31 protein-coding genes are annotated in these 25,160 nt (G+C 58.4%); 16 read left to right on the top strand and 15 right to left on the bottom strand.

The window, feature by feature from the left end; translation table 11 throughout:
- Positions 1-53: 53 nt before the first annotated feature.
- Together AC2FJE_RS14455 and argH are read right to left on the bottom strand one after the other, a co-directional pair.
- Entirely contained in the window at positions 54-236 is a 183-nt protein-coding gene (locus tag AC2FJE_RS14455) for an argininosuccinate lyase (protein ID WP_496756472.1), read from the bottom strand.
- Positions 236-1,624, bottom strand: a complete 1,389-nt coding sequence (gene argH / locus AC2FJE_RS14450) for an argininosuccinate lyase (RefSeq protein ID WP_472722834.1) — start codon at positions 1,622-1,624, stop codon at positions 236-238. Before argH ends, AC2FJE_RS14455 begins: the two co-directional genes overlap by 1 nt.
- A 21-nt stretch (positions 1,625-1,645) precedes the next feature.
- Between argH and AC2FJE_RS14445 the strand changes: the two genes are divergently transcribed.
- From AC2FJE_RS14445 to yddG, 10 genes are all read left to right on the top strand, one after another.
- Complete coding sequence (locus tag AC2FJE_RS14445; protein WP_058273552.1) at positions 1,646-2,212, top strand: TlpA disulfide reductase family protein; 567 nt, start codon at positions 1,646-1,648, stop codon at positions 2,210-2,212.
- Positions 2,213-2,304: 92 nt separating this feature from the next.
- On the top strand, positions 2,305-2,634 hold the full coding sequence (locus AC2FJE_RS14440) for a hypothetical protein (protein WP_496756475.1): 330 nt from the start codon (positions 2,305-2,307) through the stop codon (positions 2,632-2,634).
- Between the two features lie 60 nt (positions 2,635-2,694).
- Positions 2,695-3,081 (top strand): hypothetical protein, encoded by a 387-nt coding sequence (locus AC2FJE_RS14435; protein WP_496756477.1) that lies wholly within the window; start codon positions 2,695-2,697, stop codon positions 3,079-3,081.
- Entirely contained in the window at positions 3,078-4,049 is a 972-nt protein-coding gene (locus tag AC2FJE_RS14430) for a sterol desaturase family protein (protein ID WP_496761082.1), read from the top strand. The genes AC2FJE_RS14435 and AC2FJE_RS14430 overlap by 4 nt, the downstream gene beginning before the upstream one ends.
- A 90-nt stretch (positions 4,050-4,139) precedes the next feature.
- Positions 4,140-4,328, top strand: a complete 189-nt coding sequence (locus tag AC2FJE_RS14425) for a hypothetical protein (RefSeq protein WP_282120095.1) — start codon at positions 4,140-4,142, stop codon at positions 4,326-4,328.
- Between the two features lie 103 nt (positions 4,329-4,431).
- Positions 4,432-5,265: an EAL domain-containing protein gene (locus tag AC2FJE_RS14420; protein WP_496761081.1), complete on the top strand. Its 834-nt coding sequence runs from the start codon at positions 4,432-4,434 to the stop codon at positions 5,263-5,265.
- A 183-nt stretch (positions 5,266-5,448) separates the two neighbouring features.
- Positions 5,449-6,624, top strand: a complete 1,176-nt coding sequence (locus AC2FJE_RS14415) for an acetyl-CoA C-acetyltransferase (protein ID WP_109312924.1) — start codon at positions 5,449-5,451, stop codon at positions 6,622-6,624.
- Between the two features lie 187 nt (positions 6,625-6,811).
- Positions 6,812-7,534, top strand: coding sequence for an acetoacetyl-CoA reductase (gene phbB, locus AC2FJE_RS14410; RefSeq protein ID WP_109312925.1), 723 nt, complete (start codon positions 6,812-6,814; stop codon positions 7,532-7,534).
- Between the two features lie 303 nt (positions 7,535-7,837).
- On the top strand, positions 7,838-8,785 hold the full coding sequence (locus tag AC2FJE_RS14405) for a transcriptional regulator GcvA (protein WP_282169821.1): 948 nt from the start codon (positions 7,838-7,840) through the stop codon (positions 8,783-8,785).
- Positions 8,782-9,648 carry an aromatic amino acid exporter YddG gene (yddG, locus tag AC2FJE_RS14400; protein ID WP_496756483.1) on the top strand — a complete coding sequence of 289 codons (867 nt, stop codon included), beginning with the start codon at positions 8,782-8,784 and terminating at the stop codon, positions 9,646-9,648. The genes AC2FJE_RS14405 and yddG overlap by 4 nt, the downstream gene beginning before the upstream one ends.
- On the opposite strand, the gene AC2FJE_RS14395 is transcribed toward yddG, so the two are convergent.
- The 3 genes from AC2FJE_RS14395 to AC2FJE_RS14385 form a co-directional block, all read right to left on the bottom strand.
- Positions 9,645-9,809 (bottom strand): YdcH family protein, encoded by a 165-nt coding sequence (locus tag AC2FJE_RS14395; protein ID WP_082649277.1) that lies wholly within the window; start codon positions 9,807-9,809, stop codon positions 9,645-9,647. The two genes, yddG and AC2FJE_RS14395, sit on opposite strands and share 4 nt — an antisense overlap.
- A 121-nt stretch (positions 9,810-9,930) precedes the next feature.
- On the bottom strand, positions 9,931-10,704 hold the full coding sequence (locus tag AC2FJE_RS14390; protein WP_496756489.1) for a tRNA1(Val) (adenine(37)-N6)-methyltransferase: 774 nt from the start codon (positions 10,702-10,704) through the stop codon (positions 9,931-9,933).
- Positions 10,701-10,916: a putative signal transducing protein gene (locus AC2FJE_RS14385; RefSeq protein WP_037316655.1), complete on the bottom strand. Its 216-nt coding sequence runs from the start codon at positions 10,914-10,916 to the stop codon at positions 10,701-10,703. Before AC2FJE_RS14385 ends, AC2FJE_RS14390 begins: the two co-directional genes overlap by 4 nt.
- Positions 10,917-10,972: 56 nt before the next feature.
- Here AC2FJE_RS14385 and AC2FJE_RS14380 point away from each other — a divergent pair, with 56 nt between their 5' ends.
- On the top strand, positions 10,973-11,971 hold the full coding sequence (locus AC2FJE_RS14380) for a polyprenyl synthetase family protein (protein WP_496756491.1): 999 nt from the start codon (positions 10,973-10,975) through the stop codon (positions 11,969-11,971).
- Here AC2FJE_RS14380 and AC2FJE_RS14375 read toward each other — a convergent pair.
- The 4 genes from AC2FJE_RS14375 to soxR form a co-directional block, all read right to left on the bottom strand.
- The gene (locus AC2FJE_RS14375) at positions 11,964-12,785 is read right to left on the bottom strand and encodes a 4-(cytidine 5'-diphospho)-2-C-methyl-D-erythritol kinase (RefSeq protein ID WP_496756493.1); all 822 of its coding nucleotides are present in this window, start codon (positions 12,783-12,785) and stop codon (positions 11,964-11,966) included. The two genes, AC2FJE_RS14380 and AC2FJE_RS14375, sit on opposite strands and share 8 nt — an antisense overlap.
- Positions 12,775-14,487: a tetratricopeptide repeat protein gene (locus AC2FJE_RS14370; RefSeq protein WP_496761080.1), complete on the bottom strand. Its 1,713-nt coding sequence runs from the start codon at positions 14,485-14,487 to the stop codon at positions 12,775-12,777. The genes AC2FJE_RS14375 and AC2FJE_RS14370 overlap by 11 nt, the downstream gene beginning before the upstream one ends.
- Before the next feature lie 104 nt (positions 14,488-14,591).
- Positions 14,592-16,238 (bottom strand): electron transfer flavoprotein-ubiquinone oxidoreductase, encoded by a 1,647-nt coding sequence (locus tag AC2FJE_RS14365; RefSeq protein WP_058273567.1) that lies wholly within the window; start codon positions 16,236-16,238, stop codon positions 14,592-14,594.
- 135 nt (positions 16,239-16,373) lie between these two features.
- Entirely contained in the window at positions 16,374-16,829 is a 456-nt protein-coding gene (gene soxR, locus AC2FJE_RS14360) for a redox-sensitive transcriptional activator SoxR (protein ID WP_058278822.1), read from the bottom strand.
- 87 nt (positions 16,830-16,916) lie between these two features.
- Between soxR and AC2FJE_RS14355 the strand changes: the two genes are divergently transcribed.
- The 3 genes from AC2FJE_RS14355 (at position 16,917) to AC2FJE_RS14345 (ending at position 19,016) form a co-directional block, all read left to right on the top strand.
- Complete coding sequence (locus AC2FJE_RS14355) at positions 16,917-17,297, top strand: VOC family protein (protein WP_058273569.1); 381 nt, start codon at positions 16,917-16,919, stop codon at positions 17,295-17,297.
- Between the two features lie 241 nt (positions 17,298-17,538).
- Entirely contained in the window at positions 17,539-18,009 is a 471-nt protein-coding gene (greA, locus tag AC2FJE_RS14350) for a transcription elongation factor GreA (RefSeq protein ID WP_058278909.1), read from the top strand.
- Between the two features lie 14 nt (positions 18,010-18,023).
- Positions 18,024-19,016, top strand: coding sequence for a hypothetical protein (locus AC2FJE_RS14345; RefSeq protein ID WP_496756499.1), 993 nt, complete (start codon positions 18,024-18,026; stop codon positions 19,014-19,016).
- On the opposite strand, the gene AC2FJE_RS14340 is transcribed toward AC2FJE_RS14345, so the two are convergent.
- The 5 genes from AC2FJE_RS14340 to AC2FJE_RS14320 form a co-directional block, all read right to left on the bottom strand.
- Positions 19,017-20,282, bottom strand: a complete 1,266-nt coding sequence (locus tag AC2FJE_RS14340) for a molybdenum cofactor synthesis domain-containing protein (RefSeq protein WP_496761079.1) — start codon at positions 20,280-20,282, stop codon at positions 19,017-19,019.
- A complete protein-coding gene (gene mobB / locus AC2FJE_RS14335) occupies positions 20,279-20,770 on the bottom strand; it encodes a molybdopterin-guanine dinucleotide biosynthesis protein B (protein WP_496756505.1) in 492 nt (163 codons plus the stop codon). The genes AC2FJE_RS14340 and mobB overlap by 4 nt, the downstream gene beginning before the upstream one ends.
- A complete protein-coding gene (gene mobA / locus AC2FJE_RS14330) occupies positions 20,767-21,411 on the bottom strand; it encodes a molybdenum cofactor guanylyltransferase MobA (protein ID WP_496756509.1) in 645 nt (214 codons plus the stop codon). Before mobA ends, mobB begins: the two co-directional genes overlap by 4 nt.
- Positions 21,412-21,470: 59 nt before the next feature.
- Complete coding sequence (locus AC2FJE_RS14325) at positions 21,471-22,424, bottom strand: AEC family transporter (RefSeq protein ID WP_496761078.1); 954 nt, start codon at positions 22,422-22,424, stop codon at positions 21,471-21,473.
- Between the two features lie 111 nt (positions 22,425-22,535).
- Entirely contained in the window at positions 22,536-23,477 is a 942-nt protein-coding gene (locus tag AC2FJE_RS14320) for a formate dehydrogenase accessory sulfurtransferase FdhD (protein WP_432653524.1), read from the bottom strand.
- Here AC2FJE_RS14320 and AC2FJE_RS14315 point away from each other — a divergent pair.
- Together AC2FJE_RS14315 and AC2FJE_RS14310 are read left to right on the top strand one after the other, a co-directional pair.
- Positions 23,476-24,192 carry an AzlC family ABC transporter permease gene (locus AC2FJE_RS14315; RefSeq protein ID WP_496756512.1) on the top strand — a complete coding sequence of 239 codons (717 nt, stop codon included), beginning with the start codon at positions 23,476-23,478 and terminating at the stop codon, positions 24,190-24,192. The two genes, AC2FJE_RS14320 and AC2FJE_RS14315, sit on opposite strands and share 2 nt — an antisense overlap.
- Positions 24,189-24,521 (top strand): AzlD domain-containing protein, encoded by a 333-nt coding sequence (locus AC2FJE_RS14310; RefSeq protein ID WP_058273577.1) that lies wholly within the window; start codon positions 24,189-24,191, stop codon positions 24,519-24,521. Before AC2FJE_RS14315 ends, AC2FJE_RS14310 begins: the two co-directional genes overlap by 4 nt.
- Here AC2FJE_RS14310 and AC2FJE_RS14305 read toward each other — a convergent pair.
- Positions 24,510-25,142 carry a hypothetical protein gene (locus AC2FJE_RS14305; protein ID WP_282169832.1) on the bottom strand — a complete coding sequence of 211 codons (633 nt, stop codon included), beginning with the start codon at positions 25,140-25,142 and terminating at the stop codon, positions 24,510-24,512. The genes AC2FJE_RS14310 and AC2FJE_RS14305 overlap by 12 nt on opposite strands.
- Positions 25,143-25,160: the final 18 nt, after the last annotated feature.

Here is a 25,160-nt window from a genome sequence, read left to right as displayed (position 1 = left end):
TCGGCCACTATGCCGTTCAAATAGGCATGGTTGTGCGAGATTGCCATCGACGATTACAACCCTAGGAAAACGCCCAGCCCACCGCGTCGCAGGCCGACCCCGACACCGCCATACGTGCCGCTGCTGCCGACACCGATATTTGCGCTCATCGTGGGTTGGATGGGTTCGCCATCCGCTCCGCAGCCTGCCAGGGCAACCCCGGCCGCGATTAGTAGGACCGCACGTAGTATCTGCATCACACCAGCGCCTTCCACCGCTTGACCTGGGCACGCACCTGATCCGGTGCAGTGCCACCATAGGATTGGCGCGAGTTTACCGAGTTTTCGACCGTAAGAACAGAAAAGACATCATCCGTGATGTCCGCATGAACCGATTGCATGTCCTCAAGCGACAGGTCCGGCAGATCACAGCCCTTACTTTCGGCCATCGCCACCAGCGATCCGGTCACATGGTGCGCATCGCGGAATGGGAGGCCCAGCACCCGAACCAGCCAGTCGGCCAGATCGGTGGCGGTTGAAAACCCGGACCCAGCTGCGGCGGCCAGGCTGTCGCGGTTGGCGGTCATGTCCTTGACCATGCCCTCCATCGCCGCCAGCGCCAGCATCCAGTTATCGGCGGCGTCAAACACTTGTTCCTTGTCTTCCTGCATGTCCTTGGAATAGGCCAATGGCAGGCCTTTCATCACCATCATCAGTGCCGTGTTGGCGCCATAGATGCGGCCCACCTTGGCCCGGATCAGCTCGGCCGCATCAGGGTTCTTTTTCTGCGGCATGATCGAGGACCCGGTCGAGAACCGATCCGACAGCGTCACAAACCGGAACTGGGCCGAGGACCAGATCACCAGCTCTTCGGCAAAACGCGACAGGTGGACGGCGCAGATCGAGGCAGTCGACAGGAATTCCAGCGCGAAATCACGGTCGCTGACCGCATCCAGTGAGTTGGCGGCGGGGCGGTCAAAGCCCAGCGCCTCAGCCGTCATCTGACGATCGATGGGGAAGGACGTTCCAGCCAGCGCAGCAGCACCCAAGGGGGATTCGTTCATCCGGGCGCGTGCGTCGCGGACACGCGACAGATCGCGGCCGAACATCTCGACATAGGCCATCATGTGGTGGCCCCATGTGACGGGCTGCGCCACCTGCAGATGGGTAAAGCCGGGCATGACCCAATCAGCGCCAGCCTCAGCCTGCGCCAAAAGCGCGCGGATCAGGGCCAGCAGGCCGGATTCAGCCGCATCAAACTGATCACGGACCCAAAGTTTGAAATCGGTCGCCACCTGATCATTGCGCGACCGGCCTGTATGCAAACGACCTGCGGGTTCGCCAATCACCTCTTTCAGGCGCGCCTCGACATTCATGTGGATGTCTTCCAGCGCGGTCGAGAACTGAAATTCTCCGTTCTGGATTTCTGACAAAACGGTGAGCAGCCCTTCCCGAATAGCCTGCGCATCACTATCAGTAATAACACCTGTGGCAGCCAGCATGGCGGCATGGGCACGCGAGCCTGCAATGTCCTGGGCTGCCATCCGCTGATCGAACCCGATCGAGGCGTTGATCGCCTCCATGATCGCGTCTGGACCGGCGGCAAAGCGGCCGCCCCACATCTGGTTCGAAGATTGATCGGTCATGTAAGAAAACCCGGAGTTGATATGCGCCTATTTCGTCTGATCCCCCTTTATATGGCCCTTGCGTTGGGTGCAAACGCGGCTTTGGCCACGGATGCCGAAACTCTGGCACCGCTCCGGGAGGACTCCCTGAAACGGCTGATCCTGCACAAAGAGCCAAAACCAGTCGAAGCAGTTGAATTTCAGCTTGAGGATGATGGCGGCACCGCGACGCTTGCGGATTACAAGGGCAAGTATGTTCTGCTGAACTTCTGGGCCACCTGGTGTGCGCCGTGCCGCAAGGAAATGCCCCAGATCGCCGAGCTGCAAGAAGAATTCGGCGGCGACAAGTTCGAGGTCGTGACACTGGCCACCGGGCGCAACTCGCCTGCCGGGATCAAGAAGTTTTTCGAGGAAAACGGCATCGACAACCTGCCACGTCATCAGGACCCCCAATCGGCAGTTGCACGCAAAATGGGCGTGATCGCCCTGCCAATCACTGTCATTCTCGACCCCGACGGCAACGAGATTGCCCGCCTGATCGGAGATGCCGAGTGGAATTCGGACAGCGCCAAGGCCATCGTTTCAACCCTTGTCGAGGGCAACAGCTGAAGCATCAGGCCTTCCTGAACGTTTTGTGTTATGCTGAAACCGGCCCAGATGGGCCGGTTTTCGTTTGCAACCTGAAGGAAGGGGAGACGACGTTGAAACCGGTAGTTCTGTTGATTGGAAAATTGCCCAACGTGATCGGTGATGTTGCGCGTCAATTGGATCACCTTCCGATCCAATGGCTTGGCGCGCATGATCAGGAAGAAGTCAAACGGCAGCTAGCCGAAGAGCCGCGCATCGCCTGCGCGATCATGGGTGCCGGTCTTGATGACAGGATGCGCGGCGAGATGGTGGGAATCATCGCGGCGCGCAGGCCCGATATCTGTATCCACCTAAAGGATCGCGCCTCGGGGTCGGACGGATTGGTGCCGTTTGTCCAGCGAGTTGTCCAGTATGAGGTTCTGGACAGTCTGGAACATAGCTGACGCGACGCCACCTTTGACAGCCTGCCTGCCGCTTTGCACTCTGCCGCGCAGGAGGACGGAATGCCGCTTGAAATTCTATTGGTTCTGGTGGTCGGAGGCATCGCCGGGATAACCCTGTTGCTGCACCTGACAGGCAGATCCCGATTGCGCGTGCTATCGCCCGAATTGGCGTGGTCAGAATGGCTGCGTCATGCGCCGGATGATTCGATCATCGATGTCACCGTTGCACATGACGGGCACGCGGCCCTGATCCGAACCGAAACAGGAAATGGTCTGCTGTGGTCTTTTGGTGCAGACACCGTTGCCCGGCACCTGCTGGACTTTGATCTGCTGGATCACCCGCAAGGGTTCCAGGTTCAATTCCACGACTTCGGAACGCCCAAAGCCATAATCCACCTTGACGAACGCGAACGCCGCCACTGGCAGCACCTGATGGAGCCCGCATGACCGACCACGTAACTTTCCCGGACGCCGTGCAGTGGGCCGTCCCCTTTTTCATAGCTGCTATTCTGGCCGAGTTTCTGTGGATCGCCGTCAAAGGACGCGGCGGCCGCTATGAGACGCGGGACGCCGTTACATCGCTGATCATGGGAGCTGGCAACATCGCATCCGGCTTTCTGTTGGGGTTTATCGCCTATGCATTCTTCATGTGGCTGTGGCAGATCACGCCGCTGAACCTGGGCACCTCTATCCCTGTTATCCTTCTGTGCTTTGTGCTGGATGATTTCCGCTATTACTGGGTGCACCGCTTTGGTCACCGCATTCGCTGGGTCTGGGCCAGCCACGTGAACCACCACAGCTCGCAACACTACAACCTTACCACCGCCCTGCGTCAGACATGGACCTATACGTTTACCTTCATGATGGTAGTTCGCGCGCCTCTGATCCTACTGGGTTTCCATCCGGCGATGGTGCTGTTCGTGGGTGGTCTGAACCTGATCTATCAGTTCTGGATTCACACCGAGGCGATTGGCAAAATGCCCCGCTGGTTTGAGGCGGTGATGAACACGCCCAGCCACCACCGCGCCCATCATGGTCGCAATGCACGCTACCTGGACTGCAACTATGCCGGCGTTTTCATCATCTGGGACAAGCTGTTCGGGACCTTCGTGCCGGAACAGGAAGACGACCGCGTCGACTATGGGCTGGTTCACAATATCGGCACCTTCAACCCGCTGCGTGTGGCCTTTCACGAATGGGTTGGAATTTGGCGCGACGCGACACAACCGGGCCTGACAATGCGTCAGCGACTGGCTTATTGCTTTGCCCCCCCCGGCTACAGCCATGATGGCAGCCGGGACAATTCCGAACAGATTAAAGCCAAGTATCTGGACCGCCACCCGGAAGATCGTGGAACGCCCGGATTCGAACAATTCGACACCAAACAGCCCAATACGCAAGCAAAACAGGCCTGATACCGCCGACCTATCCGACCTGATTCTTGAAATCCGGCCCTCACGTCCCATATCCAATCGATGTGTGCAGTGCGAGTAACCGGAGGCAACATGACCAGACTGACAACCCTTTCCACCGTTATGGGTCTTACCGGAGTGGTGCTCGCTATGTTGACGGCGCTGGCTGGAGGCGCGACGGGGATTGTCGCGTTGGGCTTTGGTATGATGCTTTTGGGGTTCATGGGTGCGGTGGTCGGTGGCTTTGCAGCGCTGGGACGCATCTGGGAAACGACACGTTGACCCAAGCCTGACTTCAATCAATTGCGTTTGTCTTAACCGCAGATTCACACCTTTCCTCTGAAATCGTCACCGGACCGGCGGCGTTAAGGGAAACGGGTTGCACATGCGGAAGAAGGTACTGGCAGATTTGCCCGAAGGTGGGGACAGCCCCTTGAACGCGGCTGTCAAATCCCGCGATGCCTCGACGATTGAAATGGCGACCGAGGCGGTGAAGCACAAACAGTGCAAACTGGCCTTTCAACCTGTGATGCAAGCGAACAGGCAGCATGACGTCGCTTTCTATGAAGGGTTCATCAGAGTGCTGGATGAAACCGGTCGGGTCATCCCCGCGCGCGAGTTCATGCCACAACTGGAAAACACTCCAATCGGGCGCGAACTGGACTGTGTCGCGCTTGAAATGGGATTGCGGACGCTGACCAAAAACCCCGACATTCGCCTGTCCATCAACATGTCTGCCCGCTCGATCGGTTACGCGCGATGGTCACGTGTACTAGAACGGTTTCTGAAGAAAGACCCCAATATCGGCGAAAGGCTGATTTTGGAGATCTCAGAAAGCTCGGCTATGACGGTGCCTGAGCTGGTGATCGATTTCATGGACCGGCTGCAGCCGCGCGGCATCGCCTTTGCGCTTGACGACTTTGGGGCCAGCAATTTCAGCTTTCGAAATTTTCGCGAGTTTTTCTTTGATGCTGCCAAGATCGACGGCCAGTTCATCCACGGAATCGGCGAAAATCGGGACAATCAGGCGTTGGTACGGGCCCTGATCGCCGTGGCGCGAGAATTCGAGATTCTGGTGACCGCCGAATCAGTCGAAACACAGAAGGATGCCGAATTCCTAATTGCCAACGGCGTCGACTGCCTGCAGGGGTTCCTGTTTGGCCCCCCGACCGTTTCCGCCCCATGGAAGGCGGAAAAACCCAAGCGTACAGCCAGTTAGCGTGATTTGGCCGGTCCACACCCGACCTGAGGCAAGCTGACCGTTGCTGCAACTGCAGCGTTGCGCTATGCCATGTGGAGTTGGAGCGGGGAACATGAGGCGCTCTCACTGCCACAGAGTTGTCTCTGTGCGATCCGCGCCGTCGAATATCCCGCAGGACCTTGACGGTAAAGGATTGTCTAAATGACCAACGTAGTAATCGCATCCGCCGCGCGCACCGGAGTGGGCAGCTTTGGCGGCTCGTTTGCAAACACACCCGCGCATGATCTTGGAGCCGCCGTACTGGAGGCCGTAGTCGAACGCGCAGGCGTGGAAAAGGGCGAAGTCAGCGAAACCATTCTGGGACAGGTGCTGACGGCAGCTCAGGGTCAGAACCCCGCCCGTCAGGCACATATCAACGCTGGTCTGCCGCAGGAAAGCGCAGCTTGGGGTATCAATCAGGTTTGCGGCTCGGGCCTGCGCGCCGTGGCTCTGGGTGCTCAGCACATCCAACTGGGCGACGCCGAAATCGTTGCTGCCGGTGGTCAGGAAAACATGACTCTTTCGCCCCACGCCGCCGCTCTGCGTGCCGGTCAAAAGATGGGCGACATGAAATACATCGACACAATGATCCGCGATGGCCTGTGGGATGCGTTCAATGGCTATCACATGGGCCAGACCGCTGAAAACGTCGCCGAGAAATGGCAGATCAGCCGCGACATGCAGGACGAATTCGCCGTCGCGTCGCAGAACAAGGCTGAAGCCGCGCAAAAGGCTGGCAAGTTCGCCGACGAAATCACACCCTTCACCATCAAGACCCGCAAGGGCGACATCGTGATGGACGCTGACGAATACATCCGCCATGGCGCCACCATGGAAGCGATGGCAAAGCTGCGTCCGGCCTTCGCGAAGGACGGTTCGGTCACGGCCGCAAACGCATCCGGCCTGAATGACGGCGCGGCGGCGACCCTGCTGATGTCCGCCGAAAATGCTGAAAAGCGCGGAATCGAGCCACTGGGCCGTATCGCATCCTATGCAACCGCCGGTCTGGACCCGTCGATCATGGGCGTAGGCCCAATCTACGCTTCGCGCAAAGCACTGGAAAAAGCGGGCTGGTCCGTTGACGATCTGGATCTGGTCGAGGCCAACGAAGCCTTCGCCGCACAGGCCTGCGCCGTGAATAAGGACATGGGCTGGGATCCGTCGATCGTGAACGTGAACGGCGGCGCCATTGCCATCGGTCACCCGATCGGCGCTTCGGGCTGCCGCGTTCTGAACACGCTGCTCTTCGAAATGAAACGCCGCGACGCGAAGAAAGGTCTCGCCACTCTCTGCATCGGCGGCGGCATGGGCGTCGCCCTGTGCGTGGAGCGCGACTAAGTGCTTTGACAAGCGAATAGAAAAGGGCGTCCCTTGGGCGCCCTTTTTTGTTACATTGGGGCCTTAACCCAAAGATGCGACGATATTGCCACGCGGAATTTAGAAAATCATGACGAAACAATATTGCGCACGATCACCTCTCAAAGTAACAGCATTACCAAGACGACTTTAATTGGAGGATTCCTAAATGGCACGTACAGCACTCGTTACCGGCGGCTCCCGCGGCATCGGCGCAGCAATTTCCAAGGCGCTCAAGGCCGAAGGGTACAATGTTGCAGCCACCTATGCGGGGAACGACGAAGCCGCCGCGAAGTTCACCGAAGAGACCGGCATCGCCACCTACAAGTGGAACGTCGCTGATTATGACGAATCCAAAGCCGGAATTGAAAAAGTCGAAGCCGAGGTTGGCGCGATCGACATCGTGGTTGCAAACGCGGGCATCACTCGCGACGCACCCTTCCACAAGATGACCCCCGAACAGTGGCACCAGGTAATCGACACCAACCTGACCGGCGTGTTCAACACAGTGCACCCTGTCTGGAACGGCATGCGCGAGCGTAAGTTCGGCCGCGTCATCGTCATCAGCTCGATCAATGGTCAGAAGGGCCAGTTCGCTCAGGTGAACTATGCCGCGACCAAAGCAGGCGATCTGGGCATCGTGAAATCGCTGGCGCAGGAAGGCGCGCGTGCAGGCATTACCGCCAACGCGATTTGCCCCGGCTATATCGCAACCGAGATGGTGATGGCTGTTCCTGAAAAAGTCCGCGAATCCATTATCGGCCAGATCCCAGCAGGTCGCCTGGGTGAGCCCGAAGAAATCGCGCGCTGCGTGGCGTTCCTGGCATCCGACGATTCTCAGTTCATCAATGGCTCGACCATCTCGGCCAACGGTGCGCAATTCTTCGTCTGATTTGAAGCGTAGAAAAGACAACGGGCCGGTCCATTTCGGACCGGCCCTTTTTTATCCCGTAAGAACGCGCGCGCTGCGCTCAGCGGGAACCGAATAGCCACATAAGGGCGTGTTTGATCATCTTGCCACGTTCAGCATGGGCCCGCTGAAAGGCGCGGGCAGCTGCGGGGTTGGTCGTCATTTCGATCATGGCAGTCATCCTTTCAGTTCAGCTATGTTTGACTTGAACCCAATATGCGCCTTATCAAGAAAGGCGACAAACGAGCTTTCTTTGGGTTTCAGTTAAGATATTCTTGCGTATTGATGAGCGATTACCTTCCTCCGCTAACCGCCCTGCGTGCCTTCGACGCCGCAGCACGCCACATGTCCTTTGCCAAAGCCGCAGAGGAGTTACGCGTGACCCCGGCAGCCCTGTCTTTCCAGATCAAATCACTGGAGGAACATCTGGGCCGGCCCTTGTTTCACCGCTTGAACCGGGCGGTTGAGCTGACCGAGGCCGGACGCGCCCTTGCCCCCGGCGCGGCCGAAGGATTCGCCGCACTGCAGATGGCGTGGCAAGCTGCGCGCCGGCAGGGCAACGATACCTCGCTGACCGTGACAGCAGGCCCGGCGCTGACAGCCAAGTGGCTGGCACCGCGCCTGTATGAATTTGCACGGGCGCATCCCGAGATTGACCTGAAATTCTCGGCAACGTTGCGGATCATGGATCTTGAACGTGATGACGTGGATGTCGCCATTCGATTTGGCTACGGTGGGGATGAAGGATTGTATTCCCTGCCGGTTCGCAAGGAATGGCTGACCCCGGTGATGACACCAGATCTGGCCGAGCAATTCCCCACCCCCGACAGCCTGAGGGACGCACCATTGATCTTTGACGATTCGATTGCGTTCCTACAACCACCCAGCGATTGGCCGACCTGGTTTCGCGCGGTCGGAGTGGATTATGCCCCAACGCATGGGGCGCATTTTTCGAACGCAGACCACGCAATTGATGCTGCGGTTGCGGGCGTTGGCGTGGTATTGGGTCGCCGGGCTATGATCCTGAAGGACCTTACCGAGGGACGTCTTGTTGCTCCGTTCAAAACGGCTATCGAAACGCAAGGCCGGTTTCGGTTTCTGTGCTTGCCAGGTGCAGAAAACAGGCCCCAAATCGCCGCCTTCCGCGACTGGTTCATGGCCGAGATCGAAAAGACCGCGCATATCTCGGACGAATTCAACATCATCCCGGTCCAAGAGGTTCAAAGCCTATGACCAAATCGCGCGCTACAGCCATCGGGTTTGCCGCCGTCTTGCTTTGGTCGCTGCTGGCCTTGTTCACCGTCGGGTCATCCCCCACGCCGCCACTGTTGCTGAATGCAATCTGCTTTTCGATTGGTGGAACACTTGGCCTGATCTGGACTTGGCGCAGCGGTGGGTTGCGGCAATTGCGGGACGTGCCGTGGACTACCTATCTGTTCGGCACAATCGGGTTGTTCGGCTATCACGCGCTATATTTCTCGGCCCTTCGCATGGCCCCGGCGGCCGAGGCTGGTCTGATCGCATATCTCTGGCCGTTGCTCATCGTGTTGTTTTCCGGGCTTTTGCCGGGCGAACACCTGCGCATCGGACATTTGTTCGGCGCATGTCTGGGGTTTGCAGGGGCTGCCGTGATCATCGCCGGAGGCGGCAGCAATGGGTTTCAGACCGACCACCTGCCCGGCTACGCCTTGGCCTTGTTATGCGCGTTGACGTGGTCTGGATATTCGGTCCTGTCGCGTCGGCTGGGCGATACGCCAACCAGCTCTGTCGCCGTTTTCTGTATTGCGACCGCCATAGCATCCGGTTTGCTGCACCTTGCTGTCGAAGACACCGTCTGGCCTGACAGTGCCTTTAGTTGGACGTCCGTGATCGCACTGGGCCTGGGACCGGTGGGGTTGGCGTTCTATGTCTGGGATATTGGGGTCAAGCAAGGCGACATACAGCTATTGGGGACGGCGTCGTACGCGGCACCCTTGTTGTCTACGCTAGCTTTGGTTGTGGCCGGGATCGCCGCCCCGTCCTGGGGTCTGGCGATCGCGGCCCTATTGATTACTGGCGGCGCGGCCAATGCCGCGCGGGCGAGTATGAAAACCTAGGCTGACAGGCGTTCGATCTCTTCTTTTAGCCTTAGTTTTTGTTTTTTGAGTTGAGCGATATGGAGATCATCGATACCTGGCGCGCGTTGGGCTTGTTCAACTTCAAGACCGAGAGTTTCGTGCTTTTTCTTCAGTTCGGTCAGATGTGCGCTCACGCTCATGGCGATACTCCTTCGTTGGTGTCTCAGGTTCACGTAAGAAGTTGACCACATCGTTTCCAGCCTGTCACGCCGCAGACGCACAGAATCTGTAATAAATCCGACAAATTCGGCTGGTTAATGCCTATTGATCAGAAAACCCCGGCAGCGAGGCCCCTTTGCGCAACACGTCTGAGACCTGTGGCGTATAGCTTTCCCCATCACGTTCGTGCCGATCCCCGTCGTGTAATACGACTGGCGCACGCAGCTGAAAATCGGCGCGCCCACCCTTTCTGGCCCGTAAAATTACCAATTCTGCCTTGCGACCGGCTCTGGCGGCCAGTGGCAGGATTTCAACCGATCCCAACCGCCCCTCGCATGCCATCAATATGTCGGGAAGACGGTTGGCTTTCTGGATCATATGCAAGTGCCCGCGAGGCGCGAGGCGCTTGGCCGCGCAGTCAATCCATGTCTCCAAAGGCGTTTGCTCGCCCAACGCAATACTACGCCCCGTGTCATCTGCCGGGCTATGCGCGCCAGCACGGTAATAAGGCGGGTTTGCGAGTACATGATCGAATTGCCGCTGTTTGAGCGTAGCTGGCAATGCACTGATATCGGCCTCGACTACCTCCAGCGGCGCGTCATTTTCCGCGGCGTTTCGGCGTGCCAATTCTGCATAGCTTGCCTGTAACTCGACCCCAACGGCCTGCAGACCCGGCACGCGGGCCAGCAGGCACAGGATCGCGGCACCCGCGCCACAGCCCAGTTCCAACACGGTGTGACCACGTGTCGCCGGGACGACCGCTGCCAGCAAAACCGGGTCAACCCCCGCGCGATATCCTGCGCGCGGCTGCAACAAACGCACACGCCCGCCCAGAAAATCATTTTGGGTCAATTCACTATCGGAAAACGGGTTCATCTGCCCAGAGGGATTTCGTTGTCACGCATTACCCGTTCTGCGCGGGTCAGGTCATCGGCTCGCACCATCAGGCGGCGCGGAAAGATTCCTATGCCTCCTTCGAGGATGCTCATATTTACGTCCATCTGAAAGCAGTCTATATCCTCGCCCTCAAGAAGGGCGGAAGCAAAGGCCAGAATCGTCGGATCGGTGCTGCGCAAAAGTTCTTTCATGGGGATGGATGTAAGGGCAAGGCAAGGCGGAAGTCGAGCCTTGTATCAGGAGAGTGATGAACATCGACACGATCTCGAAACCGCATGAGCGCCTGGCCGAGATTCTGGACGGCGAATTGGATGCCGTAAACCAGTTGATCCGTACGCGCATGGCGTCGGAACACGCACCGCGCATCCCGGAAGTGACTGCGCATCTGGTTGAAGCAGGCGGCAAGCGTCTGCGCCCAATGCTGACGCTGGCGGCGGCCCGGATGTTTGACTATCCGGGTGATCATCACGTGCGACTGGCCGCGACGGTTGAATTCATCCACACCGCAACCCTGTTGCACGACGATGTCGTTGATGAAAGCGCACAGCGGCGTGGCCGCCCCACGGCGAACTTGTTGTGGGACAATAAATCCAGCGTTCTTGTCGGCGACTACCTGTTTTCCCGCAGTTTCCAGCTGATGGTTGAGACCGGGTCGCTGCGGGTGCTGGACATTCTGGCCAATGCCTCGGCCACCATTGCCGAGGGCGAAGTGTTGCAGATGACAGCTGCCACCGATCTGGGCACTACCGAGGCAATCTATTTGCAGGTCGTGCGCGGCAAGACCGCCGCGCTGTTTTCCGCCGCGACCGAAGTGGGCGGCGTGATTGCTGGCGCGGCTGAGGATCAGGTTAAGGCGCTATACGAATACGGCGATGCGCTGGGAATTGCGTTCCAAATTGCCGATGACCTGTTGGATTATCATGGTGACAGCAAGGCAACCGGCAAGAATGTCGGCGACGACTTCCGCGAGCGCAAACTGACCTTGCCCGTCATCAAAGCCATCGCACAGGCCACCCCGGAGGAGCACGCCTTTTGGGAGCGTACAATTGGTCGAGGCCGTCAGGAAGACGGCGATCTGGACCATGCGCTGAGCCTGATGAACAAATACGGCACGCTGGACGCCACACGGTCGGATGCGTTTGGGTGGGCCACCAAAGCCAAGACCGCGCTGGATGCGCTGCCGGATCACGAGATCCGGTCGTTGCTGCGCGATCTGGCTGACTACGTGGTTTCGCGCCTCAATTAAGCTGCGTGGCGCGGCACCACCAATCGGGGTGCGCCGCGCCAATCTCGTAGGCTGCAAAATGGGCGGCTTTCATCGTCGGGTAGAGCGCAAAACAGGTCGAACCCGAACCTGACATCCGAGCCAGCAGAACATCTTTCGTATCCGACAGATCATCCAGCACCCGGGCAACCTCGGGTGCGATGCCATTTGTCGGTGGCTCCAAGTCATTGCGTTGTTCCTGCACCCAATCCGCGCATGCCTTGGGCGTTTCAAAGACCGGGATTTCATCAGGCATTGGCGGGTTGTCGCGGCACTGCAAGGCAGAGAATACGGCGCCAGTTGGGACTTCGAGACCTGGATTGACCAAAAGCGCTGGCAATTGCGGCATTGAGACCGGCTGCAACCGCTCGCCGATGCCGCGCATCCGGGTGGCCCTTGCCATCATGCAAACCGGCACATCCGCACCAAGGGTCAGGGCAGTTTCGCTGGGGATAGCCACACCCTGATCTGCAATCATGCGCAATGTCGCCGCGGCGTCGGATGATCCGCCGCCAATGCCACCACCGTGGGGCAGCGCTTTGTTCAGGTTGATATGCCCGGTCCATCCAGCGGCGGCGGCAGCTTTCCAGACTAGATTTCGGTCGTCCGCCGGAACGCCCTTGGCGTGTTCACCGGCCACTGACATCGACAGCTCTGACCCCAGCGTGAATTCCAGCTTATCCCCGACATCTGCAAACACTACGAGAGAGTCCAGCAGATGATATCCATCATCGCGTCGGCCGGTCACATGCAGGGTCAGGTTGATCTTGGCGGGCGCGAAACCCTCAATTGCCATTGGCGACTTTCAATGGATCGGCGCCTTCTTCGGCCAAGACCGCGTCCAGACCCACCTCAATCTTACGACGAATGCGCTCGGGGTCGGCCTCACCATCCGTGTCGTCGGGATCAACAAAGGACAGAGCACGCTTCCACTGAAATTCAGCTTCGCGCGCGCGGCCCACGGCCCAATAGACATCGCCAAGGTGGTCATTTACCACAGGATCAACCGGCATCAGTTCGACCGCGCGCTCCATATGCGCGACGGCTTCGTCATAGCGGCCCAGTCGGAACAGAACCCAGCCAAGACTGTCGACAATATAGCCGCTGTCAGGGCGCGCCGCGACAGCGCGTTCGATCATGTTCAGTGCTTCGTCCAGCTTTTCCTGCCGTTCGACCAGCGAGTAGCCCAAATAGTTCAGAACTTGTGGTTGATCAGGGTTCAGTTCCAGCGCGCGACGGAAATCGGCCTCAGCCGCTTTCCAGTGCTTGAGACGCTCGTGCGAGATACCGCGGGCGTAATACAAAAACCAGTTGCCGCTGACACCCTGCTCGGTCAGTTCGATAGCAGTGTCATAGGTCCCAACGGCATCGACATAGTTTTCTTGCCGCCGTTGCAGATCAGCCAGGGCTACATGCACACTGGGCAGGCTGGGGCTTTGCGCCGCGAGGTTCTGCAGAACTTCGGCGGCTGCATCCGTTTTTCCCGATCGGCTCAGAACCTCGGCCCGGCCCAACTCGGCCGCGTGGTAATCGCTGCTGGTGGACGGCACCATACGATAGGCTTCGACGGCCAGGTCATATTGTTCCAGTGCATCCAGCAACTCGGCGCTTAGTAGGATTGCGTCCACGTGGTCCGGGCTCAGAAACGCGGCAATCCGGGCATAGAGAAGTACATAGTCCTGTGACGCCTCGCTGCTGAGCGCGGCACCGACAGAAAAGAACACTTCAGCCATACCGTCCTGCGCCGACTGTATGTGTGTAAATGGCAACGTTTCACCCGCCTTCAAACGCGCCACGTAACCTTCGATGGATGGGTCGCTGCCCGCCGCGAAAACGTCTTTCAGATATTGCAGGGCGTCTTCGTTGCGGTCCAGCTGCGACAATACTTCGGTCCGGGCCAAGGCCGCCCGGCGCGAGAACCGCGACACCGCTCCGTTGTTTGCCGCAAAAATCTCTTCGGCCCCTTCGAAGTCACCAATGGACGCCAGCGCCAACGCCTTGTGGTAAAGCGCGAATTCCAGAAGCCCCTCTTGGGTGCCGACTTCGTCGAACTTTTCCATCGCTTTGGTCATGGCACCTTGCGCCACATAGACCCAACTCAGAACCAAGCCATCTACTAATGGCCCAACACCTTGGGTTTCAGGATCACGAGCAAGCAGCTCATCCAGCTTTCCGTCGTCAATCAGGTTGGCCATGATGACCATCTTTGCCGCCTGACTTGGCAGTTCAAGCGCCTCAATTGACTGCGCAACCGGCAGCGCGCGCTCGATCTCACCCAATGCAAGACGCGCTACAACGACGTTTTCCAGAAGTTTGCCATTTTCAGGGTCGGCGCGCAGGGCCTGCGCATAATATTTCTCGGCAGAAATATAATCGCTTTGATAAATCGCCTGACGCCCGGCCAAATACGACCCAGAGCCAGAGTCCGACAGCGCCGGGAATGCAAATGACGAGGTTAAAAGCGCGGCAAATGCCGCGCGACGAACGAGGGAAGCCACCAAAATCCTGCCTTGCTATCGTTGACTGGACAACAAGCTAGGGCTTTGACCGGAAAGAGGCAATGGCAGAGCCTTCACGACCCCGCCATTGCCCATGTTTTCGCTTACATGTTGGGATAGTTCGGTCCATCCCCGCCCTGCGGCGTGGTCCAGGTGATGTTCTGACTGGGGTCCTTGATGTCGCAGGTTTTGCAGTGGACGCAGTTCTGGAAGTTGATGACGAATCGTGCGCCATCTTCATCCTCGACCATCTCGTACACACCAGCCGGGCAATAGCGCTGCGCCGGTTCGTCGAACTTGGGCAAGTTTACTTTGACCGGGATTTCCGGATCGGCCAGCTTCAGGTGGCAAGGCTGACTTTCCTCATGGTTGGTCATCGCAAAGGACACGTTGGTCAAACGATCAAAGGACAGCTTGCCATCGGGCTTTGGATAATCGATGGGCTTGTGCTTGCTGGCCTCTTCGGTCGATTCAGCATCGTTCTTGCCGTGACCCAGAGTGCCCAGCAGCGAAAAGCCCAGCGTGTTAGTCCACATATCCATGCCGCCCAGCATCAGGCTGGCGGTCAGGCCGTATTTCGACCACAGCGGCTTGACGTTGCGCACCTTCTTCAGGTCTGCGCCGATTGCACCTTCGCGCACGTCGGTTTCATAGGCGGTCAGTTCATCACCCGAACGCTCGGCCTTGATGGCGTCAAACGCCGCTTCAGCCGCCGCTTTGCCGGACAGCATCGCGTTGTGGTTGCCTTTGATGCGCGGCACGTTGACCATGCCTGCGGAACAACCCAACAGCGCCACGCCCGGCGCGACTAGTTTCGGCATCGACTGATAACCACCCTCGGTGATTGCACGGGCGCCGTAAGCGACGCGCTTGCCGCCTTTCAGCAGCTCGGCCACCATCGGGTGGTGCTTGAAGCGCTGAAATTCCATGTACGGATACAGATGCGGGTTCTTGTAGTTCAGGTGAACCACGAAACCGACATAGACCTGATTGTTTTCAAGGTGGTAGATGAATGACCCGCCGCCCGCGTTGCTGCCCAGCGGCCAACCCATGGTGTGCGTGACCGAGCCTTCCTTGTGCTTGGCCGGGTCGATCTCCCAGATCTCTTTCATGCCCACGCCGTATTTCTGCACCTCTTTGCCAGCAGAGAGGTCATACTTGGCGATGACTTCCTTGGACAGCGAACCGCGCACACCTTCCGACAGGAAGACGTACTTGCCATGCAGTTCCATACCTGGCTCGGTCTGCGGCCCGTATGATCCATCAGGCTCTAGGCCGAAGACACCGGCGACGACGCCTTTGACTTCGCCATTGTCGCCATACACCAGTTCCGAACACGCCATGCCGGGGAAGATTTCCACGCCCAGCTCTTCCGCCTGTTCAGCCATCCAGCGGCAAACATTACCCATCGAAACAATGTAGTTGCCGTGGTTGTTCATCAGCGGCGGCATTGGGAAGTTGGGAATGCGAATCTTGCCCGCCTCGCCCAGCATGTAGAAGTTATCTTCATGCACCGGCACGTTCAGCGGCGCGCCTTTTTCTTTCCAGTCCGGGATCAGTGCGTCCAGCCCGCAAGGGTCCAGAACCGCGCCCGACAGGATATGCGCGCCCACTTCCGAGCCCTTTTCCAGAACCACGACGTTCAGGTCGGCATCCAGCTGTTTCAGACGGATGGCCGCCGACAGGCCCGCGGGGCCTGCGCCCACGATCACCACGTCGTATTCCATCGCTTCGCGTTCAATCTCGGCCATCGCGGGCTCCCTAGCTAACTTTCCGAATTGGCGCTTTCACAGCATGCTCTGCGCAATTTTGTTTCACGGCTGATTACATGGTCGCAAACACCTTGGTCAATCAAAACACGGCGTAACTTTGCTGCAATGCGGCAGTTATGCCTCTGGTGAGTCCCCCATCAGGTACCTGGGACCGCTACCATTGGATTTTGCGCGGTCATCCGGGTTGTAGAGGGCGCATTTCGGCAGGCTTAGACATCCGCAACCAATGCAGCCATCCAAATTGTCGCGCAAGCGCGTCAGGGTATCGATTCGCTGGTCCAGATGGGCCCTTAGCCCCTTGCTGATGTCCTGCCAATCCTGCGGTGTTGGCGTGCGGTTTCCAGGCAGGCCAGACAGGACCTCGCGGATCTCGGGCAAGGTCAGGCCGAACTGCTGCGCAATCATCACAAAACTCAGGCGCCTGATATCTGCGCGCTGATATCGCCGCTGCCCGCCCGCATTGCGCCAGGGCGATATCAGACCTTGCGCCTCATAGTACCGGATCGCCGAAACGGCCAAGCCTGTGCGTCGGGCCAATGCGCCAATTGCCAACCCTTCCGAAGCCGCCATCACATCCTCCTGAAAATCCCTTGATCTAAAGTTAGGTTTAGGAATTATGGTGAGTCGGGACAAGCCTCAAAACACGAAGGAGATCCCATGATGGCGACACTTGAACACACCAACTTCACCGTTCGCGACCCGCAGGCCTCGGCTGCGTGGATGCACAAGGTGTTCGGTTGGAAAACACGCTGGGAAGGCCCGGCAATTGCAGGCGGTTACACGGTTCACGTGGGCTCCAAGCACACCTATCTGGCGCTTTACGCGCCCAGCGATCCACAACCGTCCGGGGAAAGCAGCTATGACATCGTCGGAGGGCTGAACCACGTGGGCGTTCTGGTCGAAGACATCGACACGACCGAGCAGAAGGTGATCGACGCCGGTTTTACGCCCAAGTCCCATGCTGATTATGAACCGGGTCGGCGGTTCTATTTCAATGACGACAATGACATCGAATTCGAAGTGATTAGCTACGATTAAGGCGTTCTGGGCAACACCCGATAGATTCTTCATCGCCAATGCCCCGAGAGCCACGAGCGTGGCAGGGTATTGGCGATTCAGACTTTTCCCGAACACCATAGGCCGTAATCCGCGCGTTGTGCGACCAAGCCCCCTTGCAATTCACGCCTCATTTGGGTCAGTTAATTGACGACCCATCAAATCGCCCCGACGCGTGTCTCATGCGGCGGGGCGAACCAATTTATGCGTGGACGACAAGAACATGGAAAAAATTCCAATGACGCCTGCGGGTAATGCCGCGCTTGGGGCGGAGCTCAAAAACCTCAAGTCCGTCGAGCGCCCGGCGATCATCGAAGCCATCGCAACAGCGCGCGAGCTGGGCGACCTGAAAGAGAATGCCGAGTATCATTCGGCCCGCGAAAAGCAGGGCTTCATCGAAGGTCGCATCAAAGAGCTGGAAGGCATTCTGTCGCTTGCCGATGTGATCGACCCCGCCAAACTGAACGGCGCGATCAAATTTGGCGCAAAGGTCACCCTGGTGGATGAAGACACTGACGAGGAAAAGACCTGGCAGATTGTTGGCGAATACGAAGCCAACATCGAAAACGGCCTGCTGAATATCAAATCCCCCATCGCGCGGGCATTGATCGGCAAGGAAGAAGGCGACAGTGTCGAAGTACGCACCCCCGGCGGTGTGCGGTCCTATGAAGTTCTAAGTATCGAGTATGCCTGACCGGAGCCTTGACCATGTCAGAGCCCAATCCCGAACAAGATCCCGAACGGCCAACCCCTTTGGGTATATATGACAAGCCTTCGCATCCTTCGGTGACCGAGATCGAGATTGTTGCCGTCGCGCTTAGCGTGGTTTGGCTGATCGTGTCGATTGTGTTTCTGGTGCTTCCCGACAAGGTCGATGGCGGCGGATTCGTCGTGACTCTGCTGGCTGTTTTCATGCCGGTGGCGATGATTTGGGTCGCCGCTATGGCGATGCGTGCCAGCCGCGTCATGCGCGAGGAAAGCGCTCGGCTGCAGACAGCGATAGATGCGATCCGTCAGGCTTACGTGATTCAGCAACAGCGCGCCGCCAGCTTGCAAGAACCCGGTGTCAGCAAAAAGCTGGACGAAATCGCCGAGACCGCCAAAAAAGCAGAAACCGCGCTGGCGACGTTTTCGTCGAAACGGACCGAGCCGGTTCGCGGCGAAGCATCCGTTGCCACAGGCGATCAGACATCTTTGGAACTGGGCACCCCGGCCGAAGATATCGCGCCGCCATTGACGATCGATACCTTCATTCGAGCGCTGAATTTCCCGGAAACGCAGGATGATGCTGAAGGGTTCGACGCCCTTAGGTTGGCGCTACGGGATCGCAAGACCGCCCAACTGGTGCAGGCTTCGCAGGATGTGCTTACACTGCTAAGCCAGGAAGGCATCTATATGGACGATCTGCGCCCGGATATGGCGCGTCCCGAAATCTGGCGGCAGTTCGCACAGGGCGCGCGTGGCCGCGCGGTTGCCGCGTTGGGCGGGATCAGGGACCGGTCTTCGTTGGCACTGACGGCAGCGCGGATGAAGCAGGACCCGATATTCCGGGACGCCGTGCACCATTTCCTACGCCGCTTTGATCACATGATTGTTGAATTTGAACCGATTGCCAGCGACGCGGACCTGACCGCTTTGGGCGACACGAGAACCGCCCGTGCGTTCATGCTGCTGGGGCGTGTCGCAGGTACCTTCGATTGATCACAGCCCAAAGCTGCCATAGGGAATAAACCGCACCAGATCGCCCGGTCTAATGTGACATGCGCCATCCTGAATCTCGACCAATCCCTCGGCCCAGCTAAGGCCGCTGATACGACCCGATCCTTCCGATGCAAAAACCTCGACCCGCCCATTGCGGACACGAGCGCGCAGATATTCGCGTCGCCCCGGTTTTTTGCGCTTCTCGAAATTGGCTGGCAGGTCGAACCCCTGCGGCTCAGACCAGCCCTCGCCCGCCATCAAACCCAGCGCAGGACGGGCAAAGATCAACGTACAAACTTTGGCAGCGACGGGATTACCCGGCAGGCCAAATACGGGCGTTTCGTTCCACATACCCAGCGCCAAAGGGCGTCCGGGCTTTAGCGCAATGCGCCACTCCTGCATCGCACTGGCCTCTCGCAACAGGGCCGAGACGTGATCCTCATCCCCGGCGGACGCGCCTCCACTGGTCAGAATGACGTCGGCCTGTTCCGACGCCTTGTCCAGCCTGTCACGCAGATCTTCCCGGTCGTCGGACACGCGCCCCATATCCACCGGCTCATAGCCCAGCCGCGCGATCATCGACAACAGCATCGGACGGTTGGCGTCAAATATTTGGCCGGGCCCGGCAGAGTTTCCAGGCTCGACCAGTTCATCCCCGGTTGAAAGCACCGCAACCCGAAGCGTTTTGCGCACAGAGACCTCGGCAATTCCTGTGGCCGAAAGAAGGGCCATGTCCGCGGGGGTCAACCTGCGCCCGGCAGGCAGCGCCAAATCGCCTTCGGCCACGTCTTCTCCAGCTTTACGGGTATTTGCGCCCTGTTTCAGCGGGCCGTGAAAGGCGATGTGACCATCCTGAACGGTCACGTCTTCTTCCAGTATGACCGTATCCACACCAGCAGGCAGCGCTGCGCCGGTCAACACGCGCAGCGCCTTGCCATGTGTCACCGCGCCATCAAAAGGAATACCGGCCGCAGCGCGCCCATCCTGCAGCGGCATCACTTGGGGACCCTCGGGGGCAGCCCCGGAAAACCCATAACCATCCACGGCCGTGTTCGGTTGCGGCGGGTTTGAACGTTTCGCGAAAACGTCTTCTGCCAGTATCCGCCCCACAGCCTGCCCGATCAGAGCGGTTTCGACCGAAGTCACCACCGTCAACCGAGATCGCAACAAAGCCAGCGCGTCGTTCACAGGTGTCCAGTTGACCCCGGCAGGCAAGGCAAAACAATCATTTCGCAGGGGCGGAGGAGTGATGTTTGGCGGCGTCATAATCCGACCTCTTTCAAGATGAAGTCCGCGATTGCGGCGGTGTTGTTCAGATCAAGCACCGGAACCTGTACCTGCAGGGGCGTATCGCTGGCGACGGCGCGGATCGTATTGTTCTCCCCGGCCATCAGCGCATTGCCAGCCTCTGCCCGAAACGCTTCGATCTTGGGGTGGTTTTCCCGTTTGAACCCTTCGATCATGATAAGATCGACCGGAAGAAGCCGGGCCAGAAGATCAGCCAGTGGCGGCTCAGGTGCGCCGCGCAGTTCCTGCATCACCGCAATGCGCTTGCCGGATGCCAACAGCACCTCGGACGCACCGGCTTCTCGGTGGCGGAAGCTATCGGTTCCGGGCTGGTCGACATCGACGGCGTGATGCGCGTGTTTGACTGTCGAAACCGTGAAGCCGCGCCCGGTAATCTCGGCCACTAACCGCTCCATTAGGCCGGTTTTGCCCGCGTTTTTCCAGCCGGTGACGCCGAAGACCCTCATGCCTGCTCCAGCAGTTTTTGCGCCCGCGCCAAATCGTCGGGCGTGTTGACGTTGAAGAAAGGATCGAATGGGTCCGCCGGGAACAGGGCCTCACGCCCGTCATGTTTGTCGGTCCACAGCACAACCTTGCGCAGCCCGTCATTCAAGGCGTCCCGCAGATCATCGCGCAACGCCACAGGCCAGAGGCCAAAGGTTGGGTGCCTGTTGACCCGCTTTTTCCCGCCGGACTTCAGCGCTTCATCCCCGGTGCGCGGCGTGGTGGCCAGCACCAGAGGATGTGTTTGCCCTTGGGCAGCGTCGGTCAGCCGCGCCACAAGATCGCGTGGAAAAAACGGCGTGTCGGCGGCGGCTGTGACTATGCTGTCGGCGCCTTGCTTAGCAGCCCAGTCGAGCCCCGCCAGCACACCCGCCAAAGGCCCGGCGAAACCTTCGATGGTATCGGGCAGAACCGGCAGGTTCAGATCGGCGAACCGTTCGGGGTCGCCATTGGCGTTCAGCGCCAGACCGTCTACCTGCGGGCCGAACCGGTCAATGACATGAGACAGCAGGCTTTGCCCCCCGATCTGCAACAGACCCTTGTCGCCGCCGCCCATACGGGTGGCGAGGCCGCCTGCGAGGATTACGCCCAAAGGGGTGTTCATTGCTGCACCTTGTTGCTTGCGTCCAAGTGATCAATAGATCGCAACTTTGTAGAGCGAACTCAATTCAATTGGAACGCGGTAGGATGCAGATGATGCAGGACAAACAGCCACAGGATCAAAGTCCCGACCGCCAGGAACGAGGTCGCCGACACGATGTGAGCGGCGAGTTGCGGCTCCTGATCATAATGTTTGGCCAGCAAAAAGATGCTCTTTGCCGTGGGCGCTGCTGCAGAGACCGTCGCCGCAATGATCCAAAGCGGATCCAGGCCGATCAAATGCCCCGCAAGCAGCACCACCCCCGGAACAACGAGAAGTTTTATTACTGTCAAGAACAGGATCATCGCTCCAGTCTGAACAATCGTGCGAACACTTGTGGTGAACCCGATCGCAAACAGCGCAACAGCTGCAAGCGCCTGACTCATAAGCTCTAAATAATCCGAAACGGCGTCAGAAAACCCAATACCTGTGAAAGAGTAAAGAACGCCCAACAACGTTGCAGCGATTATCGGGTTTTTCAAAACATTCAGAAGGATCTTGTAAATGGGTGTCTTGGCGCTTGCCTTGTGCCCGGCCGAGGTCTCTAGAATGGTGGTCATGATCAACAGCAGAATGGCGACCACCAGATTTGCCAATACGGCCGGCAGCGCCCCCTTTGATCCAAAAATCGCATGGAGGATGGGCAGCGCAACCAACGCTGTGTTCGAGGCAACGCCAGCAAAGGCCAAAACGGTTGCTGATCCGACCTGAAAACTCGTCAGCGCCTTCAAACCGATGAACAGGACGGCAAAAAGAGCCAGTATCGTACCGCCATACGACACGTAGAAACCGTAGTTTAGAAGGTTCTCAAACTCCTCCTGACCAATCAGGTAAAACATGATGGCAGGGATCAGGACGTAAACCGCAAACTGCACCAGAGCTTCTGACGTGTCTTCACCCAGAAGATTCGTCCAAGAAAACACGTACCCCGTCAAGATCACCGCGAAGACCGGTGCAATTAAACTGATTAATTCCATAGCTTCCCTACGTGGCAACCATCCAAAATTCCACTCTGAGTTGCTCCACCTTAGTGTATATCTTCTGGAACTTGCAGAGTTTTCTCAGAACGACTGGTTACCCAACGGATTTCAGGACTGGGAGCTTTTCCTTTTGTGTTTCTTATCCTCGACCGCCACAGTCGCCGGATCCACATCACGCATCAGTCGGTCCTGACCTGAAAGACATACAAAGCGCTGCCCGCGCATCCGACCGATCAGTGTCAGTCCGACTTCGCGGGCAATCTCTACGCCCCATGCGGTGAAGCCCGATCGCGACGCCAGAACCGGGATGCCCATCATCGCGGTCTTGATCACCATTTCCGAGGTCAGACGTCCGGTGGTGTAGAGGATTTTGTCTTCAGCCCCCTCACCTTCGGACAGCATCCAGCCGGCGATCTTGTCGACAGCGTTGTGGCGGCCCACGTCTTCCATATAAACCAACGGGCGGTTCTCGTGACACAGCACTGTACCGTGGATCGCCCCAGCCTCAAGATACAGCGACGGGGTACGGTTGATCTTGGCCGCCAGATCATAGAGCCACGACGTGCGGACCGAGACCTGCGGCAGGCGCACGTTCTCCAATCCTTCCATCATGTCACCGAACACCGTGCCGACCGCACAGCCACTGGTGCGGGTCTTTTTCTTCAGTTTGTCCTCATACGAGGTCTCGCGCGCAGTGCGCACGATCACGGTTTCCAGATCATCATCGTATTCAACGCGCGTGATCTCATCATCTGCCAACAGCATCCCCTGATTGCGCAGGAAACCCAGCGCCAGGTATTCCGGGTAATCGCCAATGGTCATTGCGGTCACGATTTCCTGTGAATTGAGGAAAATCGTCAGCGGGCGCTCCTCGACCACCGAGATCCGACTGACCTCACCATTCTGGTCCACGCCTTCAACGGCGCGGGTCAGGCGGGGCGCACCGGGATCTGGGGCGATGATGTAGTCTGACTGGTTCTGTTCCGTGGCCAATTGCAACCCTTTCCCAAGACCGCTACTGCTGCGGGGATCACCATAGGATTTAGCCATGGCAGACACCACATCCAAGTCATACTTCTGGAAGGGTTTTCGCGACGGGACCCCGTTCATTTTTGTGGCGATCCCGTTTGGCACCCTGTTCGGCGTCTTCGCGACCGAGGCCGGGTTGAATATCGTGCAAACCATGGCCTTCACGTCCACTGTCTTTGCGGGTGCTGCGCAGTTTGCCGCGCTGCAATTGCTGCAGGAACAGACGCCGACGGCCATTATTCTTGTCTCTGCCCTGGCGGTGAACCTGCGGATGGCGATGTATTCAGCGTCACTGACGCCCTATCTGGGGGCTGCGCCGATGTGGCAGCGGGCCTGTGCCGCCTACCTGACTGTCGATCAGTCTTATGCCTGTTCGATTGTGCAGTTTGAAAAAGAACCCAGGATGACAGTGCCCCAGCGCATGGCTTATTTCGTGGGCTCGGTCACCCCCATCACGCCGCTATGGATATTTGCGACTTATCTGGGCGCGGTTCTTGGCACGCGCATTCCCGAAAGCTGGGCGCTGGACTTTGCCTTGCCGATTACATTTCTGGCAATGATCGGGCCAATGATGCGCACCCTGCCCCATGTGGTGGCTGCGCTGGTCGCCATTGTCGTTTCTTTGATGACCGCTGGCATCCCATACAATCTGGGCCTGCTGATTGCCGGATGTGCCGGCATGATGGCCGGTGCTCAGGCCGAATTGTTCGCCGAACGCAGAAAGGCCGCATCATGACCCCTGTTGATCCGGTCACGATCTGGTCCATCATCATTGGACTTGCCATTGGCAGTTATAGTTTGCGGTTTGTCTTTATCGGCCTCGTCGGGGATCGCCCGATGCCTCCCTGGCTGTTGCGCCACTTGCGCTATACCGCTGTCGCCATCCTGCCCGCCCTGATTGCACCGCTGGTTGTTTGGCCAACCGCAACCGAAGGGCAGCCCGACATTCCACGGATGGCGGCCGCCGCGGTTGCGCTGAGCGTCGGAGTGATCACAAAGAATGTGCTGGCAGCGATCTTCAGCGGTGCCGCAACTCTGTACGGGTTGCTGTACTTATTGGGTTGAGACCGTTTCCAGTTGGTTCAGTGCCGCATTGTTGGCGGCCAGACCTTTTTGCAGGTCGGCATCGTCGTTCTCACGATACTCCGTTGTCACAACACCCGGAATCTGACCGAACTGATCTGACAGCTTGACCGGAAAAAAGGTCACGTCGATCTGTTCGAACCCCGGAACCTGCTTCAGCAGCGACGCGGTGGAATTCGCACAATAGGCGCCAGCGACCGGACCGGATTGTTTGGCCAGCTGCAAGGCAATCTCGGCCTGTTGCGGGCTTACCTGAATCGTCTGGATACGCGCATAATGTGTCTCGCGCGCGTGTGAGCTGCGATAGGCGCGCTCGACATTCGGGGTGATACCGTACAGCACGTCGTCCTTGATCGGAACCACATCTGCGCGGAAAGACCCCGCAGGATCAAAGATCACCCGCTCGCTGCCGCTGATCATCAACGAAGTATGGGCACCAGACCCGGTGCGCGTGCTGATCATCGTATACAGCGTCAGGGTCGAAGGCCCCGGATCACGATAGGATCGGGCAACGACCTCGGCCCGGTCGGCTTGCGGACGCTGCGATCCCGTGCAGCCAGCAACAGTTGCTGCCAGCAGGCAGGCAATCAAAATCCGGATCAAGGTCAACCCCGTTTTGGA

The sequence above is a fragment of the Ruegeria sp. CDSC002 genome, from assembly GCF_059610905.1.
This window is presented reverse-complemented; position numbering and strand designations above follow the sequence as displayed.